19 protein-coding genes, 1 tRNA gene and 1 pseudogene are annotated in these 25,103 nt (G+C 62.6%); 6 read left to right on the top strand and 15 right to left on the bottom strand.

The features are described from left to right. Positions 1-73 precede the first annotated feature (73 nt). Entirely contained in the window at positions 74-541 is a 468-nt protein-coding gene (locus V1288_RS16535; RefSeq protein ID WP_334358042.1) for an Hsp20 family protein, read from the bottom strand. Between the two features lie 237 nt (positions 542-778). On the opposite strand from V1288_RS16535, the gene V1288_RS16540 reads away from it, so the two are divergent. Continuing rightward, on the top strand, positions 779-1,726 hold the full coding sequence (locus tag V1288_RS16540; protein ID WP_334358043.1) for an alpha/beta hydrolase: 948 nt from the start codon (positions 779-781) through the stop codon (positions 1,724-1,726). Between the two features lie 128 nt (positions 1,727-1,854). Here the strand turns inward: V1288_RS16540 and V1288_RS16545 are convergent. Both V1288_RS16545 and V1288_RS16550 read right to left on the bottom strand, forming a co-directional pair. After that, positions 1,855-2,517: pseudogene (locus tag V1288_RS16545) on the bottom strand (di-heme-cytochrome C peroxidase); the annotation flags it as partial. A 158-nt stretch (positions 2,518-2,675) separates the two neighbouring features. Next, positions 2,676-4,490: an adenylate/guanylate cyclase domain-containing protein gene (locus tag V1288_RS16550; protein WP_334358045.1), complete on the bottom strand. Its 1,815-nt coding sequence runs from the start codon at positions 4,488-4,490 to the stop codon at positions 2,676-2,678. A 192-nt stretch (positions 4,491-4,682) separates the two neighbouring features. Here V1288_RS16550 and V1288_RS16555 point away from each other — a divergent pair, with 192 nt between their 5' ends. Continuing rightward, a complete protein-coding gene (locus V1288_RS16555) occupies positions 4,683-5,327 on the top strand; it encodes a LysE family translocator (RefSeq protein WP_334358046.1) in 645 nt (214 codons plus the stop codon). A 75-nt stretch (positions 5,328-5,402) separates the two neighbouring features. Here the strand turns inward: V1288_RS16555 and V1288_RS16560 are convergent, their stop codons facing one another. Continuing rightward, a complete protein-coding gene (locus V1288_RS16560) occupies positions 5,403-6,155 on the bottom strand; it encodes a sulfite exporter TauE/SafE family protein (RefSeq protein WP_334358047.1) in 753 nt (250 codons plus the stop codon). A gap of 203 nt (positions 6,156-6,358) precedes the next feature. Here V1288_RS16560 and V1288_RS16565 point away from each other — a divergent pair, with 203 nt between their 5' ends. After that, positions 6,359-7,252: a LysR substrate-binding domain-containing protein gene (locus V1288_RS16565; RefSeq protein WP_334358048.1), complete on the top strand. Its 894-nt coding sequence runs from the start codon at positions 6,359-6,361 to the stop codon at positions 7,250-7,252. A 332-nt stretch (positions 7,253-7,584) separates the two neighbouring features. After that, positions 7,585-8,565, top strand: coding sequence for a Bug family tripartite tricarboxylate transporter substrate binding protein (locus tag V1288_RS16570; protein ID WP_417021153.1), 981 nt, complete (start codon positions 7,585-7,587; stop codon positions 8,563-8,565). 92 nt (positions 8,566-8,657) lie between these two features. Here V1288_RS16570 and V1288_RS16575 read toward each other — a convergent pair whose 3' ends face one another. From V1288_RS16575 to V1288_RS16600, 6 genes are all read right to left on the bottom strand, one after another. After that, positions 8,658-10,439 carry an adenylate/guanylate cyclase domain-containing protein gene (locus V1288_RS16575; protein ID WP_334358050.1) on the bottom strand — a complete coding sequence of 594 codons (1,782 nt, stop codon included), beginning with the start codon at positions 10,437-10,439 and terminating at the stop codon, positions 8,658-8,660. Between the two features lie 277 nt (positions 10,440-10,716). Beyond that, the gene (locus V1288_RS16580) at positions 10,717-11,682 is read right to left on the bottom strand and encodes a Bug family tripartite tricarboxylate transporter substrate binding protein (protein WP_334358051.1); all 966 of its coding nucleotides are present in this window, start codon (positions 11,680-11,682) and stop codon (positions 10,717-10,719) included. Between the two features lie 221 nt (positions 11,683-11,903). Beyond that, the gene (locus V1288_RS16585) at positions 11,904-12,884 is read right to left on the bottom strand and encodes a Bug family tripartite tricarboxylate transporter substrate binding protein (RefSeq protein ID WP_334358052.1); all 981 of its coding nucleotides are present in this window, start codon (positions 12,882-12,884) and stop codon (positions 11,904-11,906) included. A gap of 107 nt (positions 12,885-12,991) precedes the next feature. Beyond that, positions 12,992-13,510, bottom strand: coding sequence for an isochorismatase family protein (locus tag V1288_RS16590; protein WP_334358053.1), 519 nt, complete (start codon positions 13,508-13,510; stop codon positions 12,992-12,994). Positions 13,511-13,542: 32 nt separating this feature from the next. Continuing rightward, on the bottom strand, positions 13,543-14,322 hold the full coding sequence (gene hisN / locus V1288_RS16595; RefSeq protein ID WP_334358054.1) for a histidinol-phosphatase: 780 nt from the start codon (positions 14,320-14,322) through the stop codon (positions 13,543-13,545). Between the two features lie 639 nt (positions 14,323-14,961). Continuing rightward, complete coding sequence (locus tag V1288_RS16600) at positions 14,962-15,849, bottom strand: N-formylglutamate amidohydrolase (protein WP_334358055.1); 888 nt, start codon at positions 15,847-15,849, stop codon at positions 14,962-14,964. Positions 15,850-16,167: 318 nt separating this feature from the next. Here V1288_RS16600 and cpdR point away from each other — a divergent pair, with 318 nt between their 5' ends. Together cpdR and V1288_RS16610 are read left to right on the top strand one after the other, a co-directional pair. Beyond that, positions 16,168-16,527 (top strand): cell cycle two-component system response regulator CpdR, encoded by a 360-nt coding sequence (cpdR, locus tag V1288_RS16605; RefSeq protein ID WP_027539837.1) that lies wholly within the window; start codon positions 16,168-16,170, stop codon positions 16,525-16,527. A gap of 135 nt (positions 16,528-16,662) precedes the next feature. Beyond that, positions 16,663-16,737: transfer RNA gene (locus V1288_RS16610), tRNA-Val, on the top strand. A 238-nt stretch (positions 16,738-16,975) separates the two neighbouring features. On the opposite strand, the gene V1288_RS16615 is transcribed toward V1288_RS16610, so the two are convergent. The 5 genes from V1288_RS16615 to V1288_RS16635 form a co-directional block, all read right to left on the bottom strand. Next, a complete protein-coding gene (locus tag V1288_RS16615; protein ID WP_334358056.1) occupies positions 16,976-18,742 on the bottom strand; it encodes an adenylate/guanylate cyclase domain-containing protein in 1,767 nt (588 codons plus the stop codon). 79 nt (positions 18,743-18,821) lie between these two features. Beyond that, positions 18,822-20,996 (bottom strand): glucans biosynthesis glucosyltransferase MdoH, encoded by a 2,175-nt coding sequence (mdoH, locus tag V1288_RS16620; RefSeq protein WP_334358057.1) that lies wholly within the window; start codon positions 20,994-20,996, stop codon positions 18,822-18,824. Next, a complete protein-coding gene (locus tag V1288_RS16625) occupies positions 20,984-22,492 on the bottom strand; it encodes a glucan biosynthesis protein G (protein WP_334358058.1) in 1,509 nt (502 codons plus the stop codon). The genes mdoH and V1288_RS16625 overlap by 13 nt, the downstream gene beginning before the upstream one ends. 122 nt (positions 22,493-22,614) lie before the next feature. Further along, a complete protein-coding gene (locus V1288_RS16630) occupies positions 22,615-23,082 on the bottom strand; it encodes a hypothetical protein (protein ID WP_334358059.1) in 468 nt (155 codons plus the stop codon). Between the two features lie 66 nt (positions 23,083-23,148). Then, positions 23,149-24,861: an FAD-dependent oxidoreductase gene (locus V1288_RS16635; RefSeq protein ID WP_334358060.1), complete on the bottom strand. Its 1,713-nt coding sequence runs from the start codon at positions 24,859-24,861 to the stop codon at positions 23,149-23,151. Positions 24,862-25,103: the final 242 nt, after the last annotated feature.

Below are 25,103 nucleotides of genomic sequence, written 5' to 3' on the forward strand. Positions count from 1 at the left end.
GCGCGCAAAAAAACGCCCCGGTTTCCCGGGGCGTTTTCGCGTTCAGCCAATACCGGCCGAAGCTTGAGATGCGTTATGCGGCGACCGAAGCGTCGACCACCTGCGGGGCCTTCGCACCCGAATTGATCGGAATGCTGCGCGGCTTCTTTGCCTCGGGAATCTCGCGGACGAGATCAACGTGGAGCAGGCCGTTCTCGAGCGAGGCATTCTTCACCTGCACGAAATCGGCAAGCTGGAAGATGCGCTCGAAGGCGCGCGCGGCGATGCCGCGGTAAAGCACTTCGGAAGTGTCCTTGCCGTTCTCGTTGGCGGATTTCTCGCCCTTGATCGTCAGCGTGTTTTCCTTCGCAACGATCGAAAGCTCGCCTTGCGAGAAGCCGGAGACCGCAACGCTGATGCGGTAGGCGTTCTCACCGGTGCGCTCGATATTGTAGGGCGGATAACCGGGGCTGCCGTCTGAGGTCACCTGATCGAGCAGGTTGAAGAAGCGGTCGAAGCCGACGGTGGAACGATAAAACGGGGTGAGATCGTAGGTACGCATAGATAGTCCTCCATTGAGCGACTGTTTCAGTTAACCCGCCCGCCATCGGGCCGGGCTTTAGTCTTCGTGCAGCCTGAGAGTTTTGGAGCCGTGGGTTTCGGTTCCGAAACACTGGTAGCGGCCTGCACAGAAATGATATGGGAGGGGTGAAACGGCGTTCAAGAGGGGTGAAATCAGCCTCTTTTCGGTGCCCCCCGCCTTGATTTCAAGCCCTTTTCACCTAGCCGGTTCCTCCTCATGACGCTTGTCTCGATCCCTGCCAACCCGGTTCCGGAGGACGTCGTCTCAGGCACCATCAAGACGCCCGACGGCGCGGAACTGCGGTTCGCGCGTTGGTCGCCGCCGGCTGGGCGCAAGGGCACGGTCTGCGTCTTCACCGGGCGCAGCGAGCCGATCGAGAAATATTTCGAGACGGTGCGGGATTTGCGCGATCGCGGATTCGCGGTGGCGATGATCGACTGGCGCGGCCAGGGGCATTCCTCGCGCCGCCTGCGCGACCCGCGCAAGGGCTATGTCCGCGACTTCTCCGATTTCGAGGTCGACGTCGAAACCTTCGTGCAGCAGGTGGTGCTGCCGGATTGCCCGCCGCCCTTTTTCGCGCTGGCGCATTCGATGGGCGGCGCGGTCATGCTGCGGATCGCGCATGCGGGCAAACGCTGGTTTGACCGCATGGTGCTGTCGGCGCCGATGATCGACCTGCCGGGGCGCAGGACCTCGTTTCCGACGCGGGCGTTGCTGCGGGGGATGCGGCTGATGGGGCAGGGCGGCCGCTACGTTCCCGGCGGCAGCGACGCGCTGACCGGAACGGAATCCTTCATCAACAACCCCTTCACCAGCGATCCCGTGCGCTACGCCCGCAACGCCGCGATCCTGGAAGAAGATCCGACGCTGGGCATCGGTTCGCCGACGGTGGCCTGGGCCGATACCGCGTTCAGGGCGATGCATACCTTCCGCGGCGTGAATTACCCGTCCGAAATCCGCCAGCCGATCCTGATGCTGGCCGCTAGCAACGACAGCATTGTTTCCACGGCCGCGATCGAGGAGTTCGCCTACCATCTGCGCGCCGGCTCGCATCTGGTGATCGCGGGCTCCAAGCACGAGATCCTGCAGGAACAGGACCGCTACCGCTCGCAATTCTGGGCGGCGTTCGACGCCTTCGTACCGGGCACGCCGCTGTTCAAATAGCGCAGCCGAAACTGTCATTGCCGGGCTTGACCCGGCAACCCATCGCCGCTTCGAACAAATCGGGGGTGTCCGCTGACGCGGACGATGGATACGCGGGTCAAGCCCGCGTATGAGACCGTTGTCTAGGCCGAGGCAGGCTTCGGCAACCGTGCCGTAATCCGCTCGGGCAGCCGCCGCTCGACGAACAGTGTTCGGACCTCGGCGACGCTGAGGTAGCGCGCCTCGCCTTCGCCCTTGCCGAGGATCTTCAGCAGCACAGGCCATTCGCCCTTCATCAGGAGTGGGTAGTACCAGTGCGCCGCACCGCCGTCGCGCTTGATATTGTCAGCCATGAAGGCGTTGATCTCTTTCGCCGTCAGCCCGCGCTCGATGCCCCCTGAAGGGTCCTTGCAGTCCTTGCCGAAGCTCGCGAGCCGTTCGACCTGCTCTTCGTGAACCTTCGCGTCGGCATCGAGAATGCGCGAACCGCCGCCATGCTTGTCGAGCGGGCCATTGCGCAGTTCGTCGAGCACGGCGCCCGAGGTCGCGCTCTTCAACACGCGCAGCGGTCCGAGCCCGTTGGCAATCACGGCAACCATCCAGGTTGCCAGCCGCACTTTCTTTTCGCCAAGGCCGGTTTGCCCGCTCGCGTCCCCGACGATTTCGGACAGTTTCGAAAGCGGCACGACGTGGCCGCCGACGTAACCATTGGCGACCAGCGCGCGCAAAAACGGACAGGGATTATTGGATGAAACGGTAATCTGCCCGGCAGGCGCAGCACCTAGGGCGGTGGCAATGCGATCGTCTGACATGGTTCAATCCTTAAAAGGGCGCCGAATATGAAAATGGCCCGTCCCCGACGTGGGGCGGATGACAGTTCTGAAAAGGGAATTCGGTGACGAACTACTTCAGCGTGTAGGAAAGTTTTGGCGGAATCCGACGCGGTGTCAACCGACCGGCTCACACACGCTCAGGAATCTGCGGCGAGCCTTGGCGAGGATTCGACCAGCGTCAATTTACCGAAGGGAAGGCCGGCCTTCACGAGGCCGTCGCGGAAATGGGCAATGTCGGCCGCCAGCTTCCAGTGAAAATTCCGCAAGTAGCGTTCGACGGTCAGGGTCGGGTAGTTGCTCAGCACAACGCCGGCCGCATTTGCCGCCTCGTCGGCGCGTCCCAATTGGGCGAGCGCTGCGGTCCGTATCGTGAGCGCCTGCAGATGATTGGGATTGGCGTACAGGGCCTCGCGCGCCCATGACAGCGAAGCGTCATATTGGCCGAGCAGGTAATGGCTGAACGCGTTGAACGTCTCAAATTGGTATCGGGGATCGCTGTTGCCGCGCTGTGCTGCCATCGTAAACAATTCGACGGCGGCCCGATGTTCGCCGCTGTAGAGATGACACGCGCCAAGTACGCCGCGGGCGCCCATGTCGTAGGGGTTGAGCCCGACCGCCCGTTTGGCGGCATCCATCGCCGCCTCGTAATGTCCTTCCAGCGCGTGCAGATAGGCGAGAATCTGAAACGCAAAGGACGAACGGGGATCGAGCCGGACGCTGCTCTCCGCGAGGCTCATTGCGCTGTCCCACACTTCGCGCGTGCCCTTGATCCACCCGAAATGGATAGCTTGGGTCAGGATGGTGGCGAGATAGGCGCGCGCAATCGACAGCGTCGGATCAAGCGCGATGGCTTCCTTGAACAGGCCGATCGAGGTTTCGAAATCGGCCTTGTTCTGCAGGTAATAGTGGGACAGACCCTTGAGGAACCGATCCCAGGCGGTGAGATCGTTCGATGTGGAGCGTGGCGGAGCGGACGCTTCCGCCCGGTAGATCTCGGCCGCGATCGCCGCGGACAGGCTGGTGGTCAGCTCGTCCTGCATGGCGAACAGGTCGCCGATGTCGCGGTCGAACCGGCCGGTCCATAATTGCTCGCCGGTCTCGGGCGCGATCAACTCGGCGGTGACGCGAATCTTGTTGGCGGCGCGGCGCACGGAGCCCTGGATCAGGTAGCTCGCGTCGATCTCGCGCGCGATCAGGCGCGTGCTCACATTCCTGCCTTTGAAGGAGAATGTCGAGTTGCGGCTCAGCACCCGATAGAAGGATTGCAGTGAAAGCGCGTGGATCAGGTCCTCGGTCAGCCCGTCAGAAAAATACTCGTCCGCGCTTTCGCTCAGATTCGCAAACGGCAGCACGCCCACGATCGCCGTCCGGTACTGGGCCGGAAGATTGGTGACCGATGTTTCGCTCGAGGCTTTGGGCGCAGCGCCGCTAGCGTCGGAGCCAGCGGGTTGCCAGGTCCAGACGTGGATCGGCTCGTCGATGTTCTTGAACCGGTGCGGGCCGGCGTCGACCAGCACGACGTTGAGGCGTTTGCCGGCCTCATGGCAGGCCTTGCCCGAAACCGCCACGCCGCCGGGGGCGGCGACCGATTCGAGGCGGACGGCGATGTTGACGTCGTCGCCGAACACCTCGTCCTCGTCGGCCATCACGTCGCCCATGTGGATGCCCATGCGGAACTGCATGGATCGATCGGCGGGCAGATGCTCGTTTCGCTCGGCCATCACCATCTGCATCGCGATCGCAGCCTCGATGGCGCCGACGATTGAGGGAAATTCAAGGAGGAAACCGTCGCCGGTGTTCTTCACCAGGCGGCCGCCATGATTGAGGATGATCGGGTAGATCGCGGTGCGATGGGCCTTGAACGTGGCGTGCGTCCCCGCCTCGTCGGCCCCCATCATGCGGGAATAGCCGGCGACGTCAGCGCAGACGATGGCTGCCAGGCGTCTCTCCATCTCCCCACTATATCCCCAACGGCGCCGGAGTGCGCAGGATAACCACTACGCGGTCATTCGAACGATTCCAATGTTTATAAAATATGCGCGATCTGGTGGAAGCCCGATTTGCTCATGACAGTACTGCAATCCTCCAAAGATCGGCGTATGTGCAAACAGGGCTGAGGGGACAGCAGGGGAACCGGTCAGACGATGGCAGCGACGCTCGGCATTCACGAACTCTGGCTGTTTATCCTTTCCGGGCTGCTGCTCAACGTCACCCCGGGGCCGGATACGGCCTATATTATCGGCCGCAGCATCCAGTTCGGATGGCGCGGCGGGGCAGCGGCGGCGACCGGGATCAGCGTCGGCTGCCTCGTTCACGTGTTCGGCGCCGCCATCGGCCTGTCGGCGCTGTTGATGGCGTCATCTGCTGCCTTCACGGTGCTGAAATGGGCCGGGGCCGCCTATCTGTTGTTCACAGGCGTCCAGATGCTGCTGTCGCGCGTGCACCCGCTGGTGGAGGCGGCCGTGGAGGGCAACGAGACGTCGCTTTCCCGCGTGTTCTGGCAGGGCGCGCTGACTAACGTGCTCAATCCGAAAGTGGCGCTGTTCTTTCTGGCCTTCCTGCCGCAATTCGTGGCCGCGGACTCTGGCCACAAGACGCTGGCCTTCCTGGTACTGGGCCTGATCTTCATCACCAGCGGCACGTTGTGGTGCTTCGGCATCGCGGCCTTCGCGGCCAGGGCCGCCGGCCGCATCCGCCAATCGGCCGGCGCGATGGCCTGGGTCAACCGGGCTCTCGGCGGCCTGTTCGTCTATCTCGGCATCCGCGTCGCGATGCTGGAGGCCCGCTAGGTTCGGCTATCCGCCTGTCCAGGGAATTCCTTCACAGGGAATTTGCTGGCTTTTCCTGCTTGGCTTCGAGGGAAGTTACGACATCAGTTTCACAAGCGCATTGCTGGCGAGGTAGAGGCCGAGAACAATCATGCCGATCTGGAACCAGCGCCGAAAGATATCCGGCTGCAGCCGGGTCCGCAGCGCCTGTCCGATAAACATGCCGGCAAAGGACGCCGCCATGGCGACGGCGCCCGGCAGTGCGGTTGCGGCCGTCACTAGACCGGCGCCGGTGAGGTTGAGGCCGAGCGCCAGGGTCGCGACCGTGAAGAACACGCCCAACGCCTGGATCAGTTCTTCCTTTTCCATCCCGATCGCCTGCAGGAACGGCACCGACGGAATGACCTGCACGCCGGTTGCCGCCGAAATCATGCCGGTGATCAGCCCGACGATGCCGCCGACCCATTTTTCGTTTTGCCGGGCAACAGTGAGATTAAATTTACTCAGGCCGATAATGGCATTGATCGCCAGCAGCAGGCCGAGCGCGATCGTGGCGTAGCGCGCATAGGGTCCGGTCAGCGACCCCGCGTTCAGCCAGACGCCCGCGGCCGTACCAGTCAGCAACGGCCATAGCCGTCGGAAAATATCCCGCAAGTAAGGACCGCCGAAAGTTTGCCAGATGTTGGTGACGATCGCCGGCACGATGACGATGGCGATCGCCTGGGCCGGCGGCATCGACACCGCAAGCAGGCCCATCGACACCGTCGGCAGGCCGAGCCCGAGTGCACCCTTCACGAAGCCCGCGAGCAGGAAGGTGGCGGTGACGAGGAGAAGCAGGGAATCCAACATGGCCGGACCTTGACCCATCGACGCATCGGGCACAATCTGGAGGTTACGGAGACAGCCTTCGGTCCAAACGAAGGCTGAGCGCTCCTCGTCATTGCGAGGAGCGAAGCGACGAAGCAATCCATTCTTTCTTGCTGTGGCGGCATGGATTGCTTCGCTTCGCTCGCAATGACGATCTCAGCGCAGATCACGTCCAAGGAACCCCGATGCGTTTCGATCTGGTCGATCTTCAGCTCTTCGTCGCCGTGGCCGAGACGCGCAGCATCACCAATGGCGCGCAGCGGGTTCATCTGGCGCTGGCGTCGGCGAGCGCGCGGATCAAGGGGCTGGAAGAAGCACTTGGGGTTGCGCTGCTGACGCGCGGCCGGCGCGGCGTCGATCTGACGCCGGCCGGCGAGAGCCTGCTCGATCATGCGAGGGTCGTGCTTCACAATGTCGAGGCAATGCGCGGCGATCTGGCCGCCTTTGCCCGCGGCGCGAAGGCCACCGTCCGCTTCCTCGCCAACACGTCGGGGCTTTCGGAATACCTGCCGAAGGCATTGGCTGCCTTCCTGGCCGCACATCCTAACATTTCCATCGACGTCGAGGAGCGCGAAAGCGCCGAAATCGCCCGCGCCATCGTAACTGGCGCTGCCGATCTCGGGCTCGCCGCCGAGCACGCGCTTGCAGACAATATCGAACGGAGCCCGTTCAGCGAAGACCGTCTGGTGCTGGTCGCCGCGCGGGACGACGAACTTGCGAACCGGCGGCAGGTCGATTTCAGCGAAGTGGTGGAACGCGAATTCGTCGGCCTGATCGGTTCGATCGCGCTGCACGCCCATATTAGCGGACATGCGGCCCGTCTCGGCGCGCGCCTGCGCTTTCGTGCACGGCTGAACAGCTTCGATGCGATCGGCCAGATGGTCGCCGCCGGCATCGGGATTGGCGTGATGCCTGAAGTGGCGGCAAAACGATGCGCGCGATCAATGAAGATCAATGTCATCAGGATCAGGGATTCCTGGGCCAACCGGAAACTCGTGATCTGCGCGCGGAGTTTTCGCGCGCTGCCCAAGCCCGCGCAGCAACTGGCGGAGCACCTCCGCAAATCTACGCCACGCTGAACATGTGAGGGAGAGCGAAAATGCTGAAGGTCTGGCGACGCCGCAGGTGTGCTTTAAAGCGAACTACGAGTCTGGCGGAGCATGAAGGCCAATACTTTCAAGTCGGCCTGACAAACGGATTGGAGTCTAGTTTAAGTAGATTACGAGTCCCCGGCGTCCGACGTCGTCGAATTCTGAGTCCCGTCAGTGCGGTCGGTTTTGCCGCATTCCGGACAAAGGGACTCGCAGGTCACTGAAGTGCGAATAGGCGACATCGCCCTTCCGCGATCTCAGGAATAGGAATAGGCTATTTGCGCCCGTTCGCATCGGATTACCGCCGCGGAGGGACTGCAATGAAACTTCCCCACCGAAGGCAGTTTCTGCATTTGGCTGCGGCCACTGCCGCGCTACCGGCGCTCTCGACCATCGCGCGAGCGCAAGCCTATCCGACGCGGCCGGTGCGCATCATCGTCGGCTTTCCCGCTGGCGGCTCGGGGGACTTTCACGCTCGTCTAATGGGTCAGTGGTTATCGGAGCGGCTCGGCCAGCAATTCGTCGTCGACAACCGGCCGGGTGCCGGCGGCAATATTGGCACAGAGGCAGTCGTCCGTGCACCGGCCGACGGCTATACGCTCCTCTTGGCCTTAACACCGAACGCAATCAACGCAACGCTCTACGACAGGCTTAACTTCAACTTCATCCGGGACATTGCACCGGTTGCCGGGATCGTGCATGGGCCCCAAGTCATGGTGATGCATCCTGCTCATCCCACCAGAACCGTTCCGGACTTCATCGCCTACGCCAAGGCCAATCCCGGCAAGATCAACATGGCGTCGGGCGGCGTCGGGACGCCGGGCCATCTGGCCGGCGAGCTGTTCAAGATCATGACTGGCGTCAACTTAATTCACGTGCCCTATCGCGGCGAAGGACCTGCCCTTACCGACGCGATTAGTGGGCAGTTCGAGCTAATGTTCGTCAGCGGGAGCCCATCGCTTGAGTTCATCCGGGCTGGTAAACTGCGAGCCCTTGCGGTGACCACCGCAACGCGGTCGCCGGCGCTGCCGGACGTGCCGACCATTGCCGAAACGGTCCCCGGATATGAGGTGACCGTGTGGGCGGGGATGGGTGCGCCGAAGGGCACACCGTCCGAGATCATTCACAAGCTCAACGATCATATCAATGCGGGACTAGCAAGCCCCGGTATCAAGGCGCGATACGCCGATCTGGGCCTTACGCCTCTTGTTTTCTCGCCATCTGACTTCGGAAAATTCGTCGCTGACGACACGCAAAGGTGGGCGAAGGTGATCCGCGCGGCCAACATCAAGCTGGAGTAATTTCGACCCGCCGATATTTCATAGCGGCCAACAACGGAAGTCGCGCTTATTCGATCATCTTGTCCCAACGGGCGAGCATCTTTCTGCGATGGTCATTCGGGCAGCCCGGCTTGCCGCAATCCTTCTTCATATCGCGCGACATCGTCGGCCGGCCAAGGGCCCAGCACGGCTTTAAGAGTGGAAACACGTAGCGCAGGATTCAGTTGCCGCAGCCGAGCCATTGCCTGATGTGCTTGCTCCGGCCGCCCGGCCATTGCATTGCTTGCGGCGGCGACCCGCAATCCAGGTTGATGGTCCGGATTGTCCTGCAATACCATTGCCGCCCACGATGCCGCTTCGTCATAGCGGCCCAGGAGGAAATGGGCAAACGCGGTCCCGGCCCGCATTCCGCTCACCCGCGGATCAAGTGGGCTCAGGCGCATGGCACGTGCGAAGCGCCCGATCGCCGGTTCCTGCTCGCCAAGAAAGGTTTTTACCCAGCCGCCGCAAAACCATGCCTCGGCCGAATTGGAATTGAGCACAAGCGCGCGATCGATTAAGCCGGCCCCTGCCTCGAGATCGCGAACAACAAACGCCAACGCCCATCCGCTCGCGGCGAGCGCGATCGCGTCATCCTTGCCCAACTCAACCGCCCGCTGGGCGAGCCTCTTCACTTCGGCAATCTCGTTCGCTGTGTCTGAAAACCAGCCATTGGTCTTGGCTATGACGTAGCAAAGGGCGGCACGACCGTAGGCCGACGCAAAATCCGGATCGAGCTCGATCGCGCGGTTGAACAGGCGCAATGCCTCGTCGTTCGCTTGCCGGTTGGCAGACTGATAAAACCTGGCCAAACCGCGCAAATAGAGCGTATAGGCGTCGAGGCTCTCGGTCGGCTTGCGCTTGGCACGCTCGATCTCGGCTTTTTCCATCGCGGGCGCGATCGCCCCGACAACGCTCTCGGTCACCTGGTCCTGCAGATCGAAGACGTCGCCGAGCCCACCATCAAACCGTTCTGCCCAAAGATGTGCCCCGGTGGCGGTATCGACAAGCTGTCCTGTGATGCGGACTCGGTTTGCCGCTTTGCGGACGCTCCCTTCCAACACGTAGCGCACCCCAAGCTCGCGCCCGACCTGCTTCACGTCGACGGCGCGCCCCTTGTAGGTGAAGCTCGAGTTGCGGGCGATGACGAACAGCGCCTTGAAATGAGACAGCGCCGTGATGATGTCATCGACCATGCCGTCGGCAAAATATTCCTGTTCCGGATCGGAGCTGAGGTTGGTGAAGGGGAGAACGGCGATCGAGGGTTTATTGGGCAGAGCAAGGGTCTCATCAACAGGCCAGCGGTTCGGCACGGCTGGCACGGCGCGACCGTATGGGACGCGCCAGACCCGCATCGGTTCGGCGATATTCTTCAAGGATTGCGAACCCAAATCCTCAAACGTTACATCTACCTTGCCACGAATTTGCCGACGTGCGTCGTCCGAAATGCTGATACCGCCCGGCTCTGCGATCCCTTCTAGACGCACCGCAATATTGACGCCGTCGCCAAAGATATCGTTCTCTTCGATAATGATATCACCGACGTGAATGCCAATGCGGAGTTCGATCCGCTTGTCCTGCGGCACGTCGATATTTTGTTCGGCCATGCCGCGTTGAATTTCGTCGGCACATCGGACCGCGTCGACCACGCTGGCGAACTCGGCAATAGCGCCGTCCCCGGTATTCTTGACGACACGACCGTGATGCTGCGCGATTTTGGGATCGAAAAGCGTCCTTCTAAGCGCTTTCAGTCGCGCCAGCGTGCCTTCTTCGTCTATCCCTATTAAGCGGCAAGAGCCTGCGACATCCGCCGCCAGAATAGCCGCCAGTCGTCGCTCTACGTGCGCGCTGCTCAAGATGGTCCCCCGTACTGGGGAAATCGAATGGTTATATAGCACGATTGTGGGTCGATGTCCGGCTACGCCCAAGGTCCGAAATGGGTCAAAACGCGACTTGCGTTCTACGTCGGCTTCCTGGGCGGGACCGGACGTTCGCGGCGAGCGGGCGGGTGACGCCGGCGCCGCAACGTTCTGGTGGACTCGTTATTGCCTTAAACCGACTCGTTTCTGCTCTTAGGGCACAGCAGGGGAATTGCGTGGACGCCTGCTTGATGCCTGACAGGGACGCCGGGCGTCATTTGCCCGTGGCAAGGCCGGCGGCCTTGATGACGCGCGCCCACTTCTGGGTCTCCGCTCCGATGTAGTTGCGAAAATGCCCCGGCGTGTCGCCGGCGACCGTCAGGCCCTGATCGGCGAGCTTCTGCTTCACCTGCGGGTCGTTCATCGCCTCGTTGGCGAGGCGGTTCAGGGTGGCGACGATCGGCTCGGGCGTCCCGCCCGGCGCGACCATGCCGTACCAGTTTTCGATCAGCAACTCCGGCATGCCGACCTCCGCGGTGGTCGGCACGTCAGGCGAGGTGGGCGCGCGTTTCGGAGCACCAAGCGCAATCGGGCGCAGGGTGCCGGCCTTGATATGCGGCAGCAGCACCGGCAAATCGAGGAAGGCCATCTGCACCTGCTGGCCGAGCAGATCGTTCACTGCTGGCGCAGCGCCCCGGTAGGGCACGTGCACAATGTCGATGCTGGCCGTCAGCTTGAGCAGTTCACCGGCAAGATGCGGCAAGCCACCGACGCCGGCGGATGCGAAATTGAGTTTCCCCGGCTGGGCCTTGGCGAGCGCGATCAACTCCTTCATGTCGCGGGCGGGCACGTTGCTGGCGACGACAAGCATTTCCGGCACCGTGGTCACCAGCGTGACGGGCGCGAAATCTTTCGTCACGTCGTAGGGCACCTTTTCCATCGTCGGGTTGATGACCAGCGCGCTCGCGCTCACGATGCCGATCGTGTAGCCGTCGGCGGCTGCCTTTGCGACCGCATCGGTACCGAGCACGCCGGCCTGGCCGCCGCGATTGTCGATCACGACCGGCTGCTTTGCGATTTCCGACATGCGCTGGCCGACCAGGCGCGCGATGATGTCGTTGGGGCCGCCGGGTGGGAACGGCACAATCAGCTTGATCGGTTTGCTTGGGAAATCCTGCGCTGCCGCCACGGCGGGCAGCAGCACGGACAATCCGGTAAGAAGCACGCGAAGAGCCTTCATCAAAGCCTCCGGTAACTTTTGTCACGGCCGGGCCAGCGCGATATCGCGCTGGATGTTTCGGTTATTTCACGGCTTTAGAGCGTGATGACTTTTCTTCGAATCGTCATCCCGCTCTACTTCTTTGATTTGAGCATGATCTTTCCGGAAAACCGGTACCCACTTTTCCGGATCATGCTCTGGTGCAGCAATAGACAGGGACGCGGCGGTCCGCGCCGTGATGCTCACTTCGTCGTCACGACGCCCGCGTCCTTGATCACCTTCGCCCACTTCTTGATTTCGCTGTCGATGAAGCCGCGGAAATGTTCCGGCGTGTCGCCGACCAGCGTCGCGCCCTGGGCTGCGAGCTTTTCCTTCACCGTCGGATCGGCCATCGCTTCTGTCGTGATCTTGTGCAAGGCCGCGACGATCGCCGGCGGGGTGGCGGCGGGCGCCACCATGCCGTACCAGTTCTCGATGATCATGCCGGGCATTCCGGCTTCGGCGGTGGTCGGTACCTCGATTGCGGTCGGCGCCCGCTCGGGGGCGCCGACCGCGATCGGCCGCAGGGCGCCGGCCTTGATCTGCGGCAGCAGCACCGGCAGATCGAGGAACGTCATCTGCACCTGCTGTCCGAGCAGATCGTTCACCGCCGGCGCGGCGCCGCGATAGGGAACGTGCACGATGTCGATGTTGGCCGTCAGCTTGAGCAGTTCGCCCGCCAAATGCGGCAGGCTGCCGGGACCGGACGAGGCGAAATTCAGTTTCCCCGGCTGCGCCCTGGCGAGCGCGATCAGTTCTTTCATGTCCTTGGCGGGGACGTTGGTCGCGACCACCAGCATCTCGGGGACGGTGGCGACCAGCGTCACCGGCGCGAAATCCCTAAGCGTATCGTAGGCGACCCTTTCCATGCTCGGGCTGATGGCGAGCGCGCCCGCGCTCGAAATCGCGATGGTGTAACCGTCGGGGGCTGCCTTTGCGACCGCGTCGGTGCCGAGCACGCCGCCCTGGCCGCCACGGTTGTCGATCAGCACCGGCTGCTTGGTAATCTCGGACATGCGCTGGCCGATCACGCGCGCGATGATATCATTGGGGCCGCCGGCCGGGAAAGGCACGATCAGCTTGATCGGTTTTGCGGGGAAATCCTGCGCCGAGGCCAAGGCTGGCAACAATACCGGTAACAACAGTAGCGTCAGTCCGGCAAGCAGCCTGCTCAGAAGTCTCATGAATACTCCCCAGATCCGCATCTACGGTGCGCGTTGGCGGTCATCGTACGCGATGAACCGCTCGATGCAAGATCCGGTCGGTCGGCTGCAGCGGAAGCCAAGCCTCGTCAAAGCAGCAGTTCGTCGGTACGCGCGAGCCTGACCGATCGCTGCGTGATCAAATGGCTCCAGACCCAATTGTGGTGACGAATGACGCTCGCGGCGTCGAGGTGGGGGCGGTCATTCAAGGTGTGGGCATCGGTCACCACGACGACGTCGTGATGATTTGAAACGGCCGATCGGACGGTCGCGTCGACGCAAAGGTCGGTTGCCCATCCCGTGATGAATACGCGCTCCGGCGCAATTTCCTTCAGGCGCGCCGCGAGGTCGGTGCCGACGAAGGGATCGTTCAGGGTCTTGCGTATGACGATGTCGGCAGGCGCGCGATTGAGCTCTGGCAGAAGCGCCCAGCCCGGCGTGCCCGGCACGAAATCGTCTTCCGCACCACTGCAATGCTGCAGGAAAATCACCAGGCCGGACTGTTTGCGTACCTTCACGGCGAGCCGGTTGATGCGTTCGATGACGCCGCGCAGATCGTACTTTGGCTTCCCATTGAGGAGCCCGACCTGCATATCGACGACGATCAATGCATCCATCGGGGCTCCTTGTGGCTGCGCCTCTAGCCGTTCAAGAGCTTCAGCGCCGCCTCGTGCACGCGGGCATCGCCGGCGGCGATGATGCGGCCGCCGCTCTGGGCCGGCTTGCCTTCCCAATTGGTGACGATGCCGCCGGCGCCGGTGACGATCGGGATCAATGCCGCGATGTCATAGGGCTTGAGCTCGGTCTCGACCACGAGGTCGAGATGGCCGGCCGCCAGCATGCAGTAGGAATAGCAGTCGCCGCCATAGCGCGACAGCTTTACCGAACTCTCGACCCGGCCGAAGATCTCGCGGTCGGCGGCGTTCATCAGCAGCGGACTGGTGGTGAAAGAGGTCGCTTCCTTCAGCGAAGCGCAGCGCCGCGCCGTCAGCCGCCGCTCACCGGACGGCCCAGAATAATGCGCCGAGCCGCTATCGCCGGAAAAGCGCTCGCCGATATAGGGCTGGTGCATCATGCCGAATACCGGCGTGCCCTTGTGCAACAGCGCGATCAGGGTGCCCCAGATCGGAAATCCCGCGATGAAGGATTTGGTGCCGTCGATCGGATCGAGCACCCAGACATATTCGGCATCCTCGCGCTCGTTGCCGAATTCCTCGCCGACGATGCCGTGCTGGGGAAAGTTCGCCTTGATCAGGCGGCGCATCACAGCTTCGGCGGCACGGTCGGCTTCGGTGACTGGATCGAAATCGCTCGCGCTCTTGTTGTCGATGGAGAGCGAGGTCCGGAAGAACGGCAGGATGGTCTCGCCAGACGCGGTCGCGAGGCGGCCGATGAAGGCTGTGAAATCGATGACCGTCACGGCTATCCCTTACCGGAATGAAAATACCGCCTCTTGCCTAGCTCAATCCGCGCTGCCGCGCACGACCAGCGGCGCGTTATCCCATTCGTCCTGAGGTATCGGCTTTCGAATCGGCTTTCGACTAGGCTTCGTTTAAGGGTGGATTTTTGGTTAGTCCCGCTATCACGAAGTTGCGAGTTTTGGCATACCAGCACTGCACGAAGGCGGTGGCTTAGCGGGGGCTTCCATATAAGTCATTGATTTTACTTTACTTAAACCTCATCCGTTGGAAGTGTTGCCGATCTGCCAGCTTGTTCCACTTTGGACGGCAGCGAACCAAAAACCCTTGCGTTTTGTGCAGCGCGGCCGCATATTGTTGCGGTGCGGTAGCGCCTCGCGCTATCGCTGCCCTCCTTGGGCGTTTCCTCCCTAGACTTGGGCCGCTTGTTCATTCAAGCGGCCCTTTTTTCTTTTGCCCCCGCTGAGCATGTTCAGTCCCGATGCGATTCAGGACAGCGCATCATTAGCATCAGGCGGTGGCTTCTTTGCATGGGGTTGATTTCGAGATTTTTCATTTGGCCCTGCAGTCCTCCGCCCGTGGCGCGTCCAGGACGCGCGTGAACGCGTTGGCGGAGACGTTGCGGCTGATCGGTCTGGCCTCTACTCCGCGGCCGCCTGGAATGGGCCGAGATCGCCGAGCGGCACCTGTGCCAGCGCTTCCGCCAGCGCGGCAAAATCGGTGGCCATTTGCGCAAAGCGCGGGCCGCGCTCGCGCCGCCGCTCGTCCATATAGATCGCGCGGTTGAGCTCGAGCTGCACGGTGTGCAATCCGCTGGCCGGGTTGCCGTAATGCTCGGTAATGAAGCCGCCGGCATAGGGCTTGTTGCGGCCGATCGAATAGCCGAGCCCGCTCATGATTTCCTCGACGACATCGGCCAAAAGGCTCGCGCAACTGGTGCCGTAGCGGTCGCCGATCACGATGTCGGGCCGCCGCGGCTCGTCGCGCGAGACGCCCACCGACGGCATCGAATGGCAATCCACCAGGATCACGGTCCCGAACGCCTGATGGGCCTTATTGATCAGCCGCCGCAGCGCCCGATGATACGGCTTGTAAAGCGCCTCGATCCGCCCCAGCGCGTCGTCGACGGAAAGCCGCTCGCGGTAGATCTCCTGCCCGTCGCCGACCACGCGCGGAATGGTGCCGAGGCCGCCGGCAACCCGCATCGAGCGCGTATTGGCAAAGCTCGGCAGGCGTCCGGTGAACATCCGCGGATCGAGCTCATAGGGCTCGCGGTTCACGTCGACATAGGAGCGGGGGAAATTGACCCGCACCGTCGGAAAGCCGCGTTCGCTCAGGTCCCCGATCAACTCGTCCATGAACGAATCCTCGGAACGGCGCAGCGCGGCGAGGTCGATCCGGCAGGCGTTGAGGAATTCGAGCGGATAGACCGAGCCGGAATGAGGCGAGTTGAAGATGATCGGCGCCCGCCAGTGCGCCGGCTCCACGATCTCGAACGGGGGCGACAGCTCGCCATCAAACTGGGTCATCGTCGGGCGCCGTCCCTTGAATGTCCGCTTTCCCTTGGGCCGATCGATCATGCGACCGATTCTGCCGAAGGGCAGGGCTTTGTAAGGATGTATTGTCCGTAATCGTAATCATTCTGCCAAGCGAAAAAAGCCGCCATTCTCCTGGAAGGTGTCGCAAACGCCTGAAAAGCGCCGCCTTGATCGATCCTGGTACATACCGCTACATAAATAGCGCTGCCCGCGATCGCCAAGACGCCGTTACCTTTCACCCGAAATTTACCCTCTGTCGGGCTTAGTGGGCGGAATGATCCTCCAAGCCGGAAGCGACGACCGACCGCCATGCACAAGATCCTGCTCGCCGAAGACGACAACGACATGCGACGCTTCCTGGTCAAGGCGCTGGAAAACGCCGGATTTCAGGTCTCACCCCACGACAACGGCATGTCGGCCTATCAGCGGCTGCGCGAGGAGCCGTTCGAGATGCTGCTGACCGACATCGTGATGCCGGAAATGGACGGCATCGAGCTGGCGCGCCGCGCCTCGGAACTCGACCCCGACATCAAGATCATGTTCATCACCGGGTTTGCCGCCGTGGCGCTGAACTCCGATTCGGAAGCCCCGAAGAACGCCAAGGTGCTGGCCAAGCCCGTTCACCTCCGCGAACTGGTCAGCGAAGTGAACAAGATGCTGGCGGCCTGATTCGGCCGCCTTTTTGGTCCGAAACACTCCGGAAATTACGTCCAAGCATCCTTGCGGGGGCGCTTTGGAGCCGATATACGGACCCCACCCAATACGAATAAAGCTGGAGCGGGATGACTGGTCATTCCATTTCCAGGGCGCGTAGCTCAGCGGGAGAGCACTACCTTGACATGGTAGGGGTCACAGGTTCGATCCCTGTCGCGCCCACCAGCCTTCGCTTGCTTCGCAAGCTACGGCTCGGCAAGCCACACTCAGTCCTATCGTAGCGAAGCAAGCGAAGGCTGCCGCGGCGTAGCCCGAAGGGCGGAGCCGGGCTCCATCGGTAATGCTCATTCGCAAGCTACGGCTCGGCAAGCCACACTCAGCGCTATCGTAGCGAAGCAGGCGAAGGCTGCCGCGGCGTAGCCCGAAGGGCGGAGCCGGGCTCGCGCCGCAAATCCCGCATCGCTCACACCGGCAACCCGGCCCCGAGCAGGCCGGCCTGATGACGCGCGCGGTCAGCTTCGTGCTTATAGTGCTGGGTGGCGAGATAGGCGGCCACCGAGAAACCCGGTTCGAGCTTGACGACCTCTGCGGCATGGGCCGCGGCGGCAACGGCGTCGCCCATCTGCGCGAAGATGGCGGCGAGGAAGGCGTGATGCGTGAAGTCGGGCCGCGTGATCCGCGCGAAGGCTTCGGCGGCCTCCGCGTATTTTTCAGCGCAGTAGAGGGCGCGGCCGAGGTGATTCCAAAAGCGCTCGGGGTGGTAGGGGTTGAGGCGCATCGCCTTCCTGATCCAGTCGATGCCTTCCTCGGGCCGGCCCAGCCAGGTCAGAAACTCGCCTTGCTGGACCACGACAAGGTCGTAATTGGGATTGAGGGCCAGCGCGCGCTCCTGGTGGTAGGCGGCGCTATCGTGATCGTCGCGGGTCAGGTTCACCGCGGCCAGGATGCGGTGAACGTCGCTGTCATTGTCATCGAGCGCCAGCGCAAGCTGCAACTCGGCAGCTACCTGCTGGAAGGTAGCGTCGCGATCTTCGCACCATCCGTAGACCCAGGTCTGGCCCAGCACGCACGCCTTCCAGGCATGGGCATGCGCATAGTTCGGATCGAGCGCGATGGCGCGGTCGAGCAGAATCTGTGCCTCGGCGTTGGCTTCCCGCTGCGAGCGGTGATGCAGCACCTTGGCGGCCAGGACGCATTCATAGGCCGCCATGTTGTCGGTCCGCTTGCGCTTCGCGCGTTCATGCGTGGCCGCCTCGACGCGGCCGGGCAGGGTGGCAACGATCGCGCCGGTCACCTCGTCCTGGATCGCGAAGATATCCTCGAGCTTGCGGTCGTAGCGTTCGGCCCAGACGTGCCGGTCGGTTTGCGCGTCGATCAGCTGTACGGTGACGCGGACGCGATCACCGACCTTGCGCACGCTTCCCTCGAGCACATATTCGACGTCAAGCTCGCGGGCAATTTCCTGTACCTTCACCGCCTTGCCCTTGTGCACGAAGGTCGAGTTGCGCGAGATGACGAGAAGGTCGCGGAAGCGCGACAGCTCGGTGATGATGTCCTCGGTAAGGCCGTCGGCAAAGAATTCCTGCTCCGGATCGCCGCTCATATTGACCAGCGGCAGCACCGCGATGGACGGCTTTCTGGTCGTGATTGTCGCCGCCGCGCCGTCATCGGCGCTCATTGGCGTCTTGGCTGCTTCTGACTCGAATCGCACCCGAAACACGTGGATCGGGCGGGTGATGTTCTTGACGTTCTGGTTGCCGAGATCCTCGAAGGCGATGTCGTCGAGCCGGTCGCCGACCTGATCGCGCACGGCGCCGGAGACGCAGATGCCGCCGGGATCGGCGAGCACCTCGAGACGCGCCGCGACGTTGACGCCGTCGCCGAAGATGTCGTTCTCCTCGATGATGATGTCGCCCAGATTGATGCCGATGCGGAACTGGATCCACCTGGCCGGCGACACGTCGGCATTGCGCCGCGCCATCCGGCGTTGGATCTCGGCGGCGCACGACACCGCGTCCACAACGCTGTGGAATTCCACCAGCATGCCATCGCCGGTGGTCTTGATGATGCGGCCGCGGTTCTTGGCAATCGAGGGATCGATCAGCTCGAGCCGATGGGTCTTGAGGCGTGCGAGTGTCCCCGCCTCGTCGACCTCCATCAGCCGGCTGTAGCCGACCATGTCGGCGGCAAGGACCGCAGCGAGTCTTCGCTCGGGTGAGGACGCTTCCATTTTCGCCTCGCTGACAGGCAGTCTAGCAGATTTGCCGCGCCGGCCAAGGTTGCTTATCGGATGACCGCAGAGCCGCGGTTCAATCTGAAGCAGTAAAGGTCTCAGTCCGGCAACTACCCGTCTCCGGCAGGACGAATAGCGTTGCGAGAACGGCAGGCGAATTAAGCGCCGCGAACTTTTCCCGCGTACTGAGAAAGCCCGTCGCATCCTCGAACGTTTCCGCATCTTCGATTCTGGCGCGAGCGATCGCCAGATTCGCATCGACCTCACCGCGCTTCCTGGGTTTTGGAGCGGACAGGTTGTTCAGATGGGCCTCGCGCAAGCCGGCGTTGTGGCGCAGTTCGTGCAGCGGGCAGGCGAGGGGCGAATGCGGCGCGTTGGCGAGCTCATTGGCCCTCTGCAGGACGCGCGGCGGCGCAGTCTGCTCGGGCGTTTTGAACAGTCGCGAAGCTCGGTGCGAGCCAGCGGATGACGACAGCATGGCAATCGGAACAGCCAGCAGCAGGCCGAGGATCACCGGCGTCATCCAGAGCAGCAGCGGCAGCGACACGGCATAGGCACTGATGGCCATGACGACGCCAATCAACGTCGGCACCGAATAGGTGCTGACGATGTCGCGGTGCGAGACCGCGCCGTCGTCGCGACGCTGAACCTGCCATCCCGCATCGCGCCCGAACAGGATCTCGGCAACGGCGGACGACTGGAAGATCATCATGATGGGCGCGGTCAGGCCCGAAAGGACGGTCTCGGCGATGATGCCCGCGAACACAACGAGGCTGCCGCCGAACTTCCTTCGCGCGTCGCCATTCCCAAGCAGCGCGATGAAGGCCAGCAGCTTTGGCGCGATCAGCATGCCCATCGTGCCGACGAATACCCATGCCGCCAGGATCGGGTCCTGCGCCGGCCAGGTCGGAAACAGCGAATATCCTTTCGGGAAGTATTCGGGCCGGACGAATTGCGCCTGCAGCGATACCAGAATTCCAAACACCAGAAAGATCAGCCAGAGCGGCGCGGTGAGATATGATCCAATTCCGGTAAGCAAATGAAGCCGCGATACCCAGTGAAAGCCGCGGGTCGGCAACAGCGCCAGATGCTGCAGATTGCCCTGGCACCAGCGCCGGTCGCGTGCGGCAAAATCCGAAAGCGTGGGCGGAGATTCTTCGTAACTGCCTGAAAGCGTCGGCGCCATGTGAATCGCCCAGCCGCCGCGCCGCATCAGCGCCGCCTCGATGAAGTCGTGGCTCAGAACATGCCCGCCGAACGGCTTGCGTCCCCCGAGTTCGGGCAGCCCCGCATATTGCGCAAAGGCCCGGACCCGAATGATCGCGTTATGTCCCCAGTAATTGCCTTCGGAGCCGTGCCACCATGCAATCCCTGCGGCCAGCATCGGGCCGTACAGCCTTCCTGCGAACTGCTGCCATCGCGCAAACAGCGATCTTGCATTGACGATAACCGGCAGCGTCTGAATCAGCGCGACCTTGGGATGCGCCTCCATCGCGGCGACGAGCCTGACGATGGTGTCGCCAGTCATCAAGCTGTCGGCGTCGAGGATCAGCATGCTCTCATAGCCGGCGCCGAACCGCTTCACCCAGTCCTCGATATTGCCTGATTTGCGCGCGGTGTTCTCGGGGCGATGACGATAGAAGATCGCAGCCGCGTGGCCGAGGTCCTGTCGAAGTCCAAGAAAACATTTTTCTTCGGCGATCCAGGTCGCGGGATCGGTGGTGTCGCTCAGCACAAACCAGTCGAACTGCGAGCTGCACCCGGTTTCCTCGACCGACTCATAGATCGCGCGCAGTCTTGCCAGCACGCGATAGGGATCCTCATTGTAGGTCGGCAGCAGCATCGCGGTCCGGCTGTGGATCGCCGGCAGCGGAGCGTCGGGGTCGATGCCGAGCTCGTTTTTCTTCCTCGCCAGCAGCACGAAGAAGCCGGCAAGCGCCGACATGAAGGAAAAGGCGATCCAGGCAAACAGCAGCACGAACAGTACGAGGATGATCGATTCCAGGACCGTGACGCCACCGACCTGGAGAACCCTGTACATCTCGTAACAGCCTGCCGCAGTCAGGATTGCGGTGCCGGTCAGAATGAAGCCGCGCCGGGTCCACATCGGTGCAAAGTCTGGCGCCGGCGGTGGTTCGAACCGCCGCAATGGCTGCACCGCCATATCGATCGGCGCTTCCTTGGGAAGGAATTCGTTCAGCGGGATATCGCCGGACCCGGACGCTCCACCGGCTTTCGCTAAGGTGTCCATCGGTAAACCCAGATTTCCGATATCGCCTCATTGTCCTGCATGAGCGACGCGCGGAGTTCGACTGGGTTCTTTTCCTTCAACAGTTCGAAGCTCAACCGCCAGCCGCCGGTCGCCGGATTTGGCTGGGTGACGATGTTCTGGATCTTGGCCTTCTCGGCCGTTACGACGCCGCGCAGCTTTTTCGGATCGACGGATTTCAGTTTCTCGCCGGTCACGTCGAGCACGAAGATCGTGGCGTTGTCGCCTCTCGCGCCGACGCCGGTTCGGGAAAATCGCGCCAGCGAAGTGGGCTTTGGCGCATCCGGTCCCCAGTGCAAACGATAGGTGTAGGTGTGTTCGCCCTTGGCCGGCAACGGAGCTTTGGGAAGCCAGAACGACGCGATGTTGTCGTGAATCTCTTCCTTGGTCGGGATTTCGAGCAGCTTGACCGCGCCTTCGCCCCAATCGCCGATCGGCTCCGCCCAGAGGCTTGGCCGCCGTTCGAAATTGGATTCCAGGTCCTGAAAGGCGGAAAAGTCCCTCTGGCGCTGCATCAGGCCGAAGCCGCGCGGGTTCAGATCGGAAAACGAGGAAACCTGCAGATCGCTCGGATTATGCAGCGGCCGCCAAAGCTCCTCGCCGCGGCCGTTGAAGACGGCAAGGCCATCTGAATCGTGAACTGCGGGTCGGAAGTCCTCGACGTCCTTGCGGTCGTTCGGCCCAAAGAAGAACATGCTGGTCATCGGCGCGAGGCCGGCATGATCCAGATCCACGCGCGGATAGATCGCCATTTCAACATCGAACACCGTGGTCTCGCCGGGCCGGATGGTGAAACGATAGGCCGCGGCGGCGCTCTCGCTGTCGAGCAGCGCGTGCACGACGATGGAATTGGCGCCTGCCGCCGGCTTCTCGATCCAGAACGTCTTGAAAAATGGAAACTCCTCGCCTTTGGCTTCGCCGGTGTTGATCGAAAGACCGCGTGCCGAAAGTCCGTAGAGTTGGCCCTTGGCCACGGCGCGGAAATAGCTCGCGCCGAGAAACACACATACCTCGTCATAATAGTCGGGCTTGTTGATCGGCGCATGCAGCCGGAAGCCGGCAAAGCCGAGGTCTACCGCCGGGCCCGGCGGCGCCAGATCGCCGAACGAAAACAGTTCAGGCTGGTAGGGGATTTTCGCCGCCTGGCCGTCCTTCACCTCGAAAATGTCGACCCTGGTCTTGTAGAAAAAACCGCGATGGAAGAACTGCGCCTCGAAAGGCAACTTTTCGCCGTGCCAGAGCGCGCGCTCCGGCAAGAACCGGATCGCGCGATAATGATCGTAGTCGATATTGGCGAGATTGTCGGGCAGCTTCTCGCTGGGCGCCTTGTACGGCTTGCTGGCGAGATCGCGTGCCGTTTGCCGGACGATGGATCGATCGAACGGCGCCGGCTGGGCTTGTGCGGCAGACAGAAGCCTGGGCGCCACGCCGGTCACCAACGGTAACGCGGAAGCGGCGAGGAAATCCCTTCGATTCACTAAACAACCTCGCGATTACTGACAACGACCCTCGGCAACGCAGTGCACACCGGACGGTTCCGCGCTTCGGAACAGAACTGCCGTTTTTCCCGGCTGCCTAGAATCCGGTCATGCGGACCGTGCTAGCTTCGCAATGTGTGACTTATCCGTGCGACCACGTCGTCCCACTGGCGCTTTTCCGCGACGGGATAATTGATGAGCACGCAGTTCATGCTGCCGTTGCCGCGGTTGCAGCGGTTGTACCAGATCCGATCGTTGCGAATGCTGGACACGACAAAGAAATCAGATGTGATCCGCTTGTAGATGATGCCGGCAGGCGGCCGCTTCTTGGCCAGGAATGCGGCGGGCGAATAGTTCTCGGGATTCGGGACGGACTGCACCGTCAGATCGGCGCGGCGGTCTTCGGTGAAGAACCGTCGCCCGGTTCCGCCTTCAGGCGGCCCGGCATCGCTGGTGAAGATCGAAACCGGCATGTCGACGCTGGTCCCGGTGCTTGGGATCACGTATCGGCGCCATTCGGTGTCGCCGGCAACGGCGAGCGCCGGGAGGATCAATAGGACGAGAGCAGCAGACAAGCGCTGTGGACGCATTGAACGATCTCCGGTTCGATTCGAGACAATCGAATCGATCGATGTTCGTTCCAGCTCCGGACGTTTCTAGGACTCAGCATTTTCGCTGATGTGCTTGCCCGCAATATACCCGAACGTCAGCGCCGGCCCCAGCGTGATGCCGGCGCCGGGATAGTTGCCGCCCATGATGCTCGCCATGTCGTTGCCGGCGGCATAGAGGCCCGCGATCGGCTGGCCGTGTTCGTCCAGCGCCCGCGCGTGTTCGTCGGTCCTGATGCCGGCATAGGTGCCGAGATCGCCGATCACCATCTTGATCGCATAAAACGGTCCGTCCTTGATTGGCGCGACGCAGGGGTTCGGGCCGTGCAGCGCATCGCCCTGGTAGCGGTTATAGGCGCGCGAGCCTTTGCCGAAGGCGGGATCGCGGCCTTCCGCGGCTGAGGCGTTGAACTCGGCGATCGTTGCCTCGAGCCCTTGTCGATCGATGCCGGTGCGGTCGGCGAGTTCGGCGAGCGTCGCGCCGCGCTTGAGATAGCCGGTTGCGAGATGATGGCGCAGCGGCATCGGAAACGGCGGCACGCAGCCGAGGCCATATTTTCGCAACGCGCGATGATCGCACAACAGATACGCCGTGATCTCTTCGCCGGGCTTCGCCGCCTTCACCATCGCCTGCACGAAATCGTGGTAGGAATTGCCTTCATTGGCAAAGCGCCTGCCGTCGCGCATCACGGCGATGACGCCGGGTTTGGCGCGGTCGATGAAATGCGGCATCACGCCCTTGCTGCCATCCTTGCGCTCGGTGATCGAGACCGGAACCCAGGCCGCGGCATTCGGCAAATTGTCCTCGATACGGCCGCCCGCGGCTTCCGCCAGCCGCAGTCCATCGCCGGTGTTGCCGGCAGGACCCGGCGAGAAATGTTCGGTGCCCTCGGGCGCATGCGGGAACTTCGTCTTGCGCCTTGCGACGTCGTGCGGGAAGCCGCCGCAGGCCAGCACGACGCCGCGCTTGGCGTTGATACGGATCAGCTTGCCGTGGCGTTCGACGACCGCGCCGCGCACTGCGCCGTCCTCGACGATCAGTTCGTGCACCGGCGATGACAGCCACAGCGGAATTTTCAGGTCGAAAGCCGATTTGGCGAGGCGGCCTGCGAGCGCATTGCCGTTGGTCAACGTCATGCCGCGGCCATGGCGCAGCACGTCCATCGCATGCTTCGACAGGCGCTTCGCCACATAGATCGCCGAGGTCAGCGATTTGGTCGCGCGCATGAAATGGATGATTTCCTTACCGGAGCCCAACATCATGCCGAACACGGTGAGTTCGGGCAGTGGACTGCCGAGATCCTTGATGTGCTCGCCCAGTTCGCGGCCGTCGAACGGCCGCGTCACCATCGAGCGGCCGCCCTGCGCGCCGCCGGGCGCTTCGGCATGATAATCCGGAAAGGTCAGCGGCATGTCGAACCGCACAGCCGTCTTGCTCGTGAAGAAATCGACCGCCTTCGGCCCTTCGGAAAGAAACGCATCGACGCGCGCGGCGTCAAAACTGTTGCCGGCCTCATGCCGCAGATAGGTCCGCGCCTGGTCGGGGCTCTCGGTGATGCCCCAGTCGCGCGCCAGCGAGGTGCCGGGAATCCAGAGCCAGCCGCCGGAGCGCGCGGTGGTGCCGCCGAAGCGCAGCTCCTTTTCGACAACGAGGACATTGAGGCCGTGATGCCCCGCGGTGACTGCCGCCGACATCCCGGCGCAGCCCGAGCCCACCACCAGCGCGTCGCATTCGTAAGTTTCTTGTTCGGTACCGGCCACGCGATCCGCCTCGCTCGATGTTCTTGGGCGGACATTTGGGTGGGGATCGATTGACCTGTCAATCGCGCGGTTTCTTCCCTTCTCCCCTTGTGGGAGAAGGTGGCGCGAAGCGCCGGATGAGGGGTTCTCTCCGCGGAGCGTCGGCGCAAGCCGAGCTGATCACTGCATCGTCGGCCGCGCGGCCTCGACCTCGATCCGCGCCGAACTTGCGACTCCATCCGCGCAATGACCGTTCAAAGACA

It is taken from the genome of Bradyrhizobium sp. AZCC 2176 (assembly GCF_036924645.1).
Classification (GTDB): domain Bacteria; phylum Pseudomonadota; class Alphaproteobacteria; order Rhizobiales; family Xanthobacteraceae; genus Bradyrhizobium.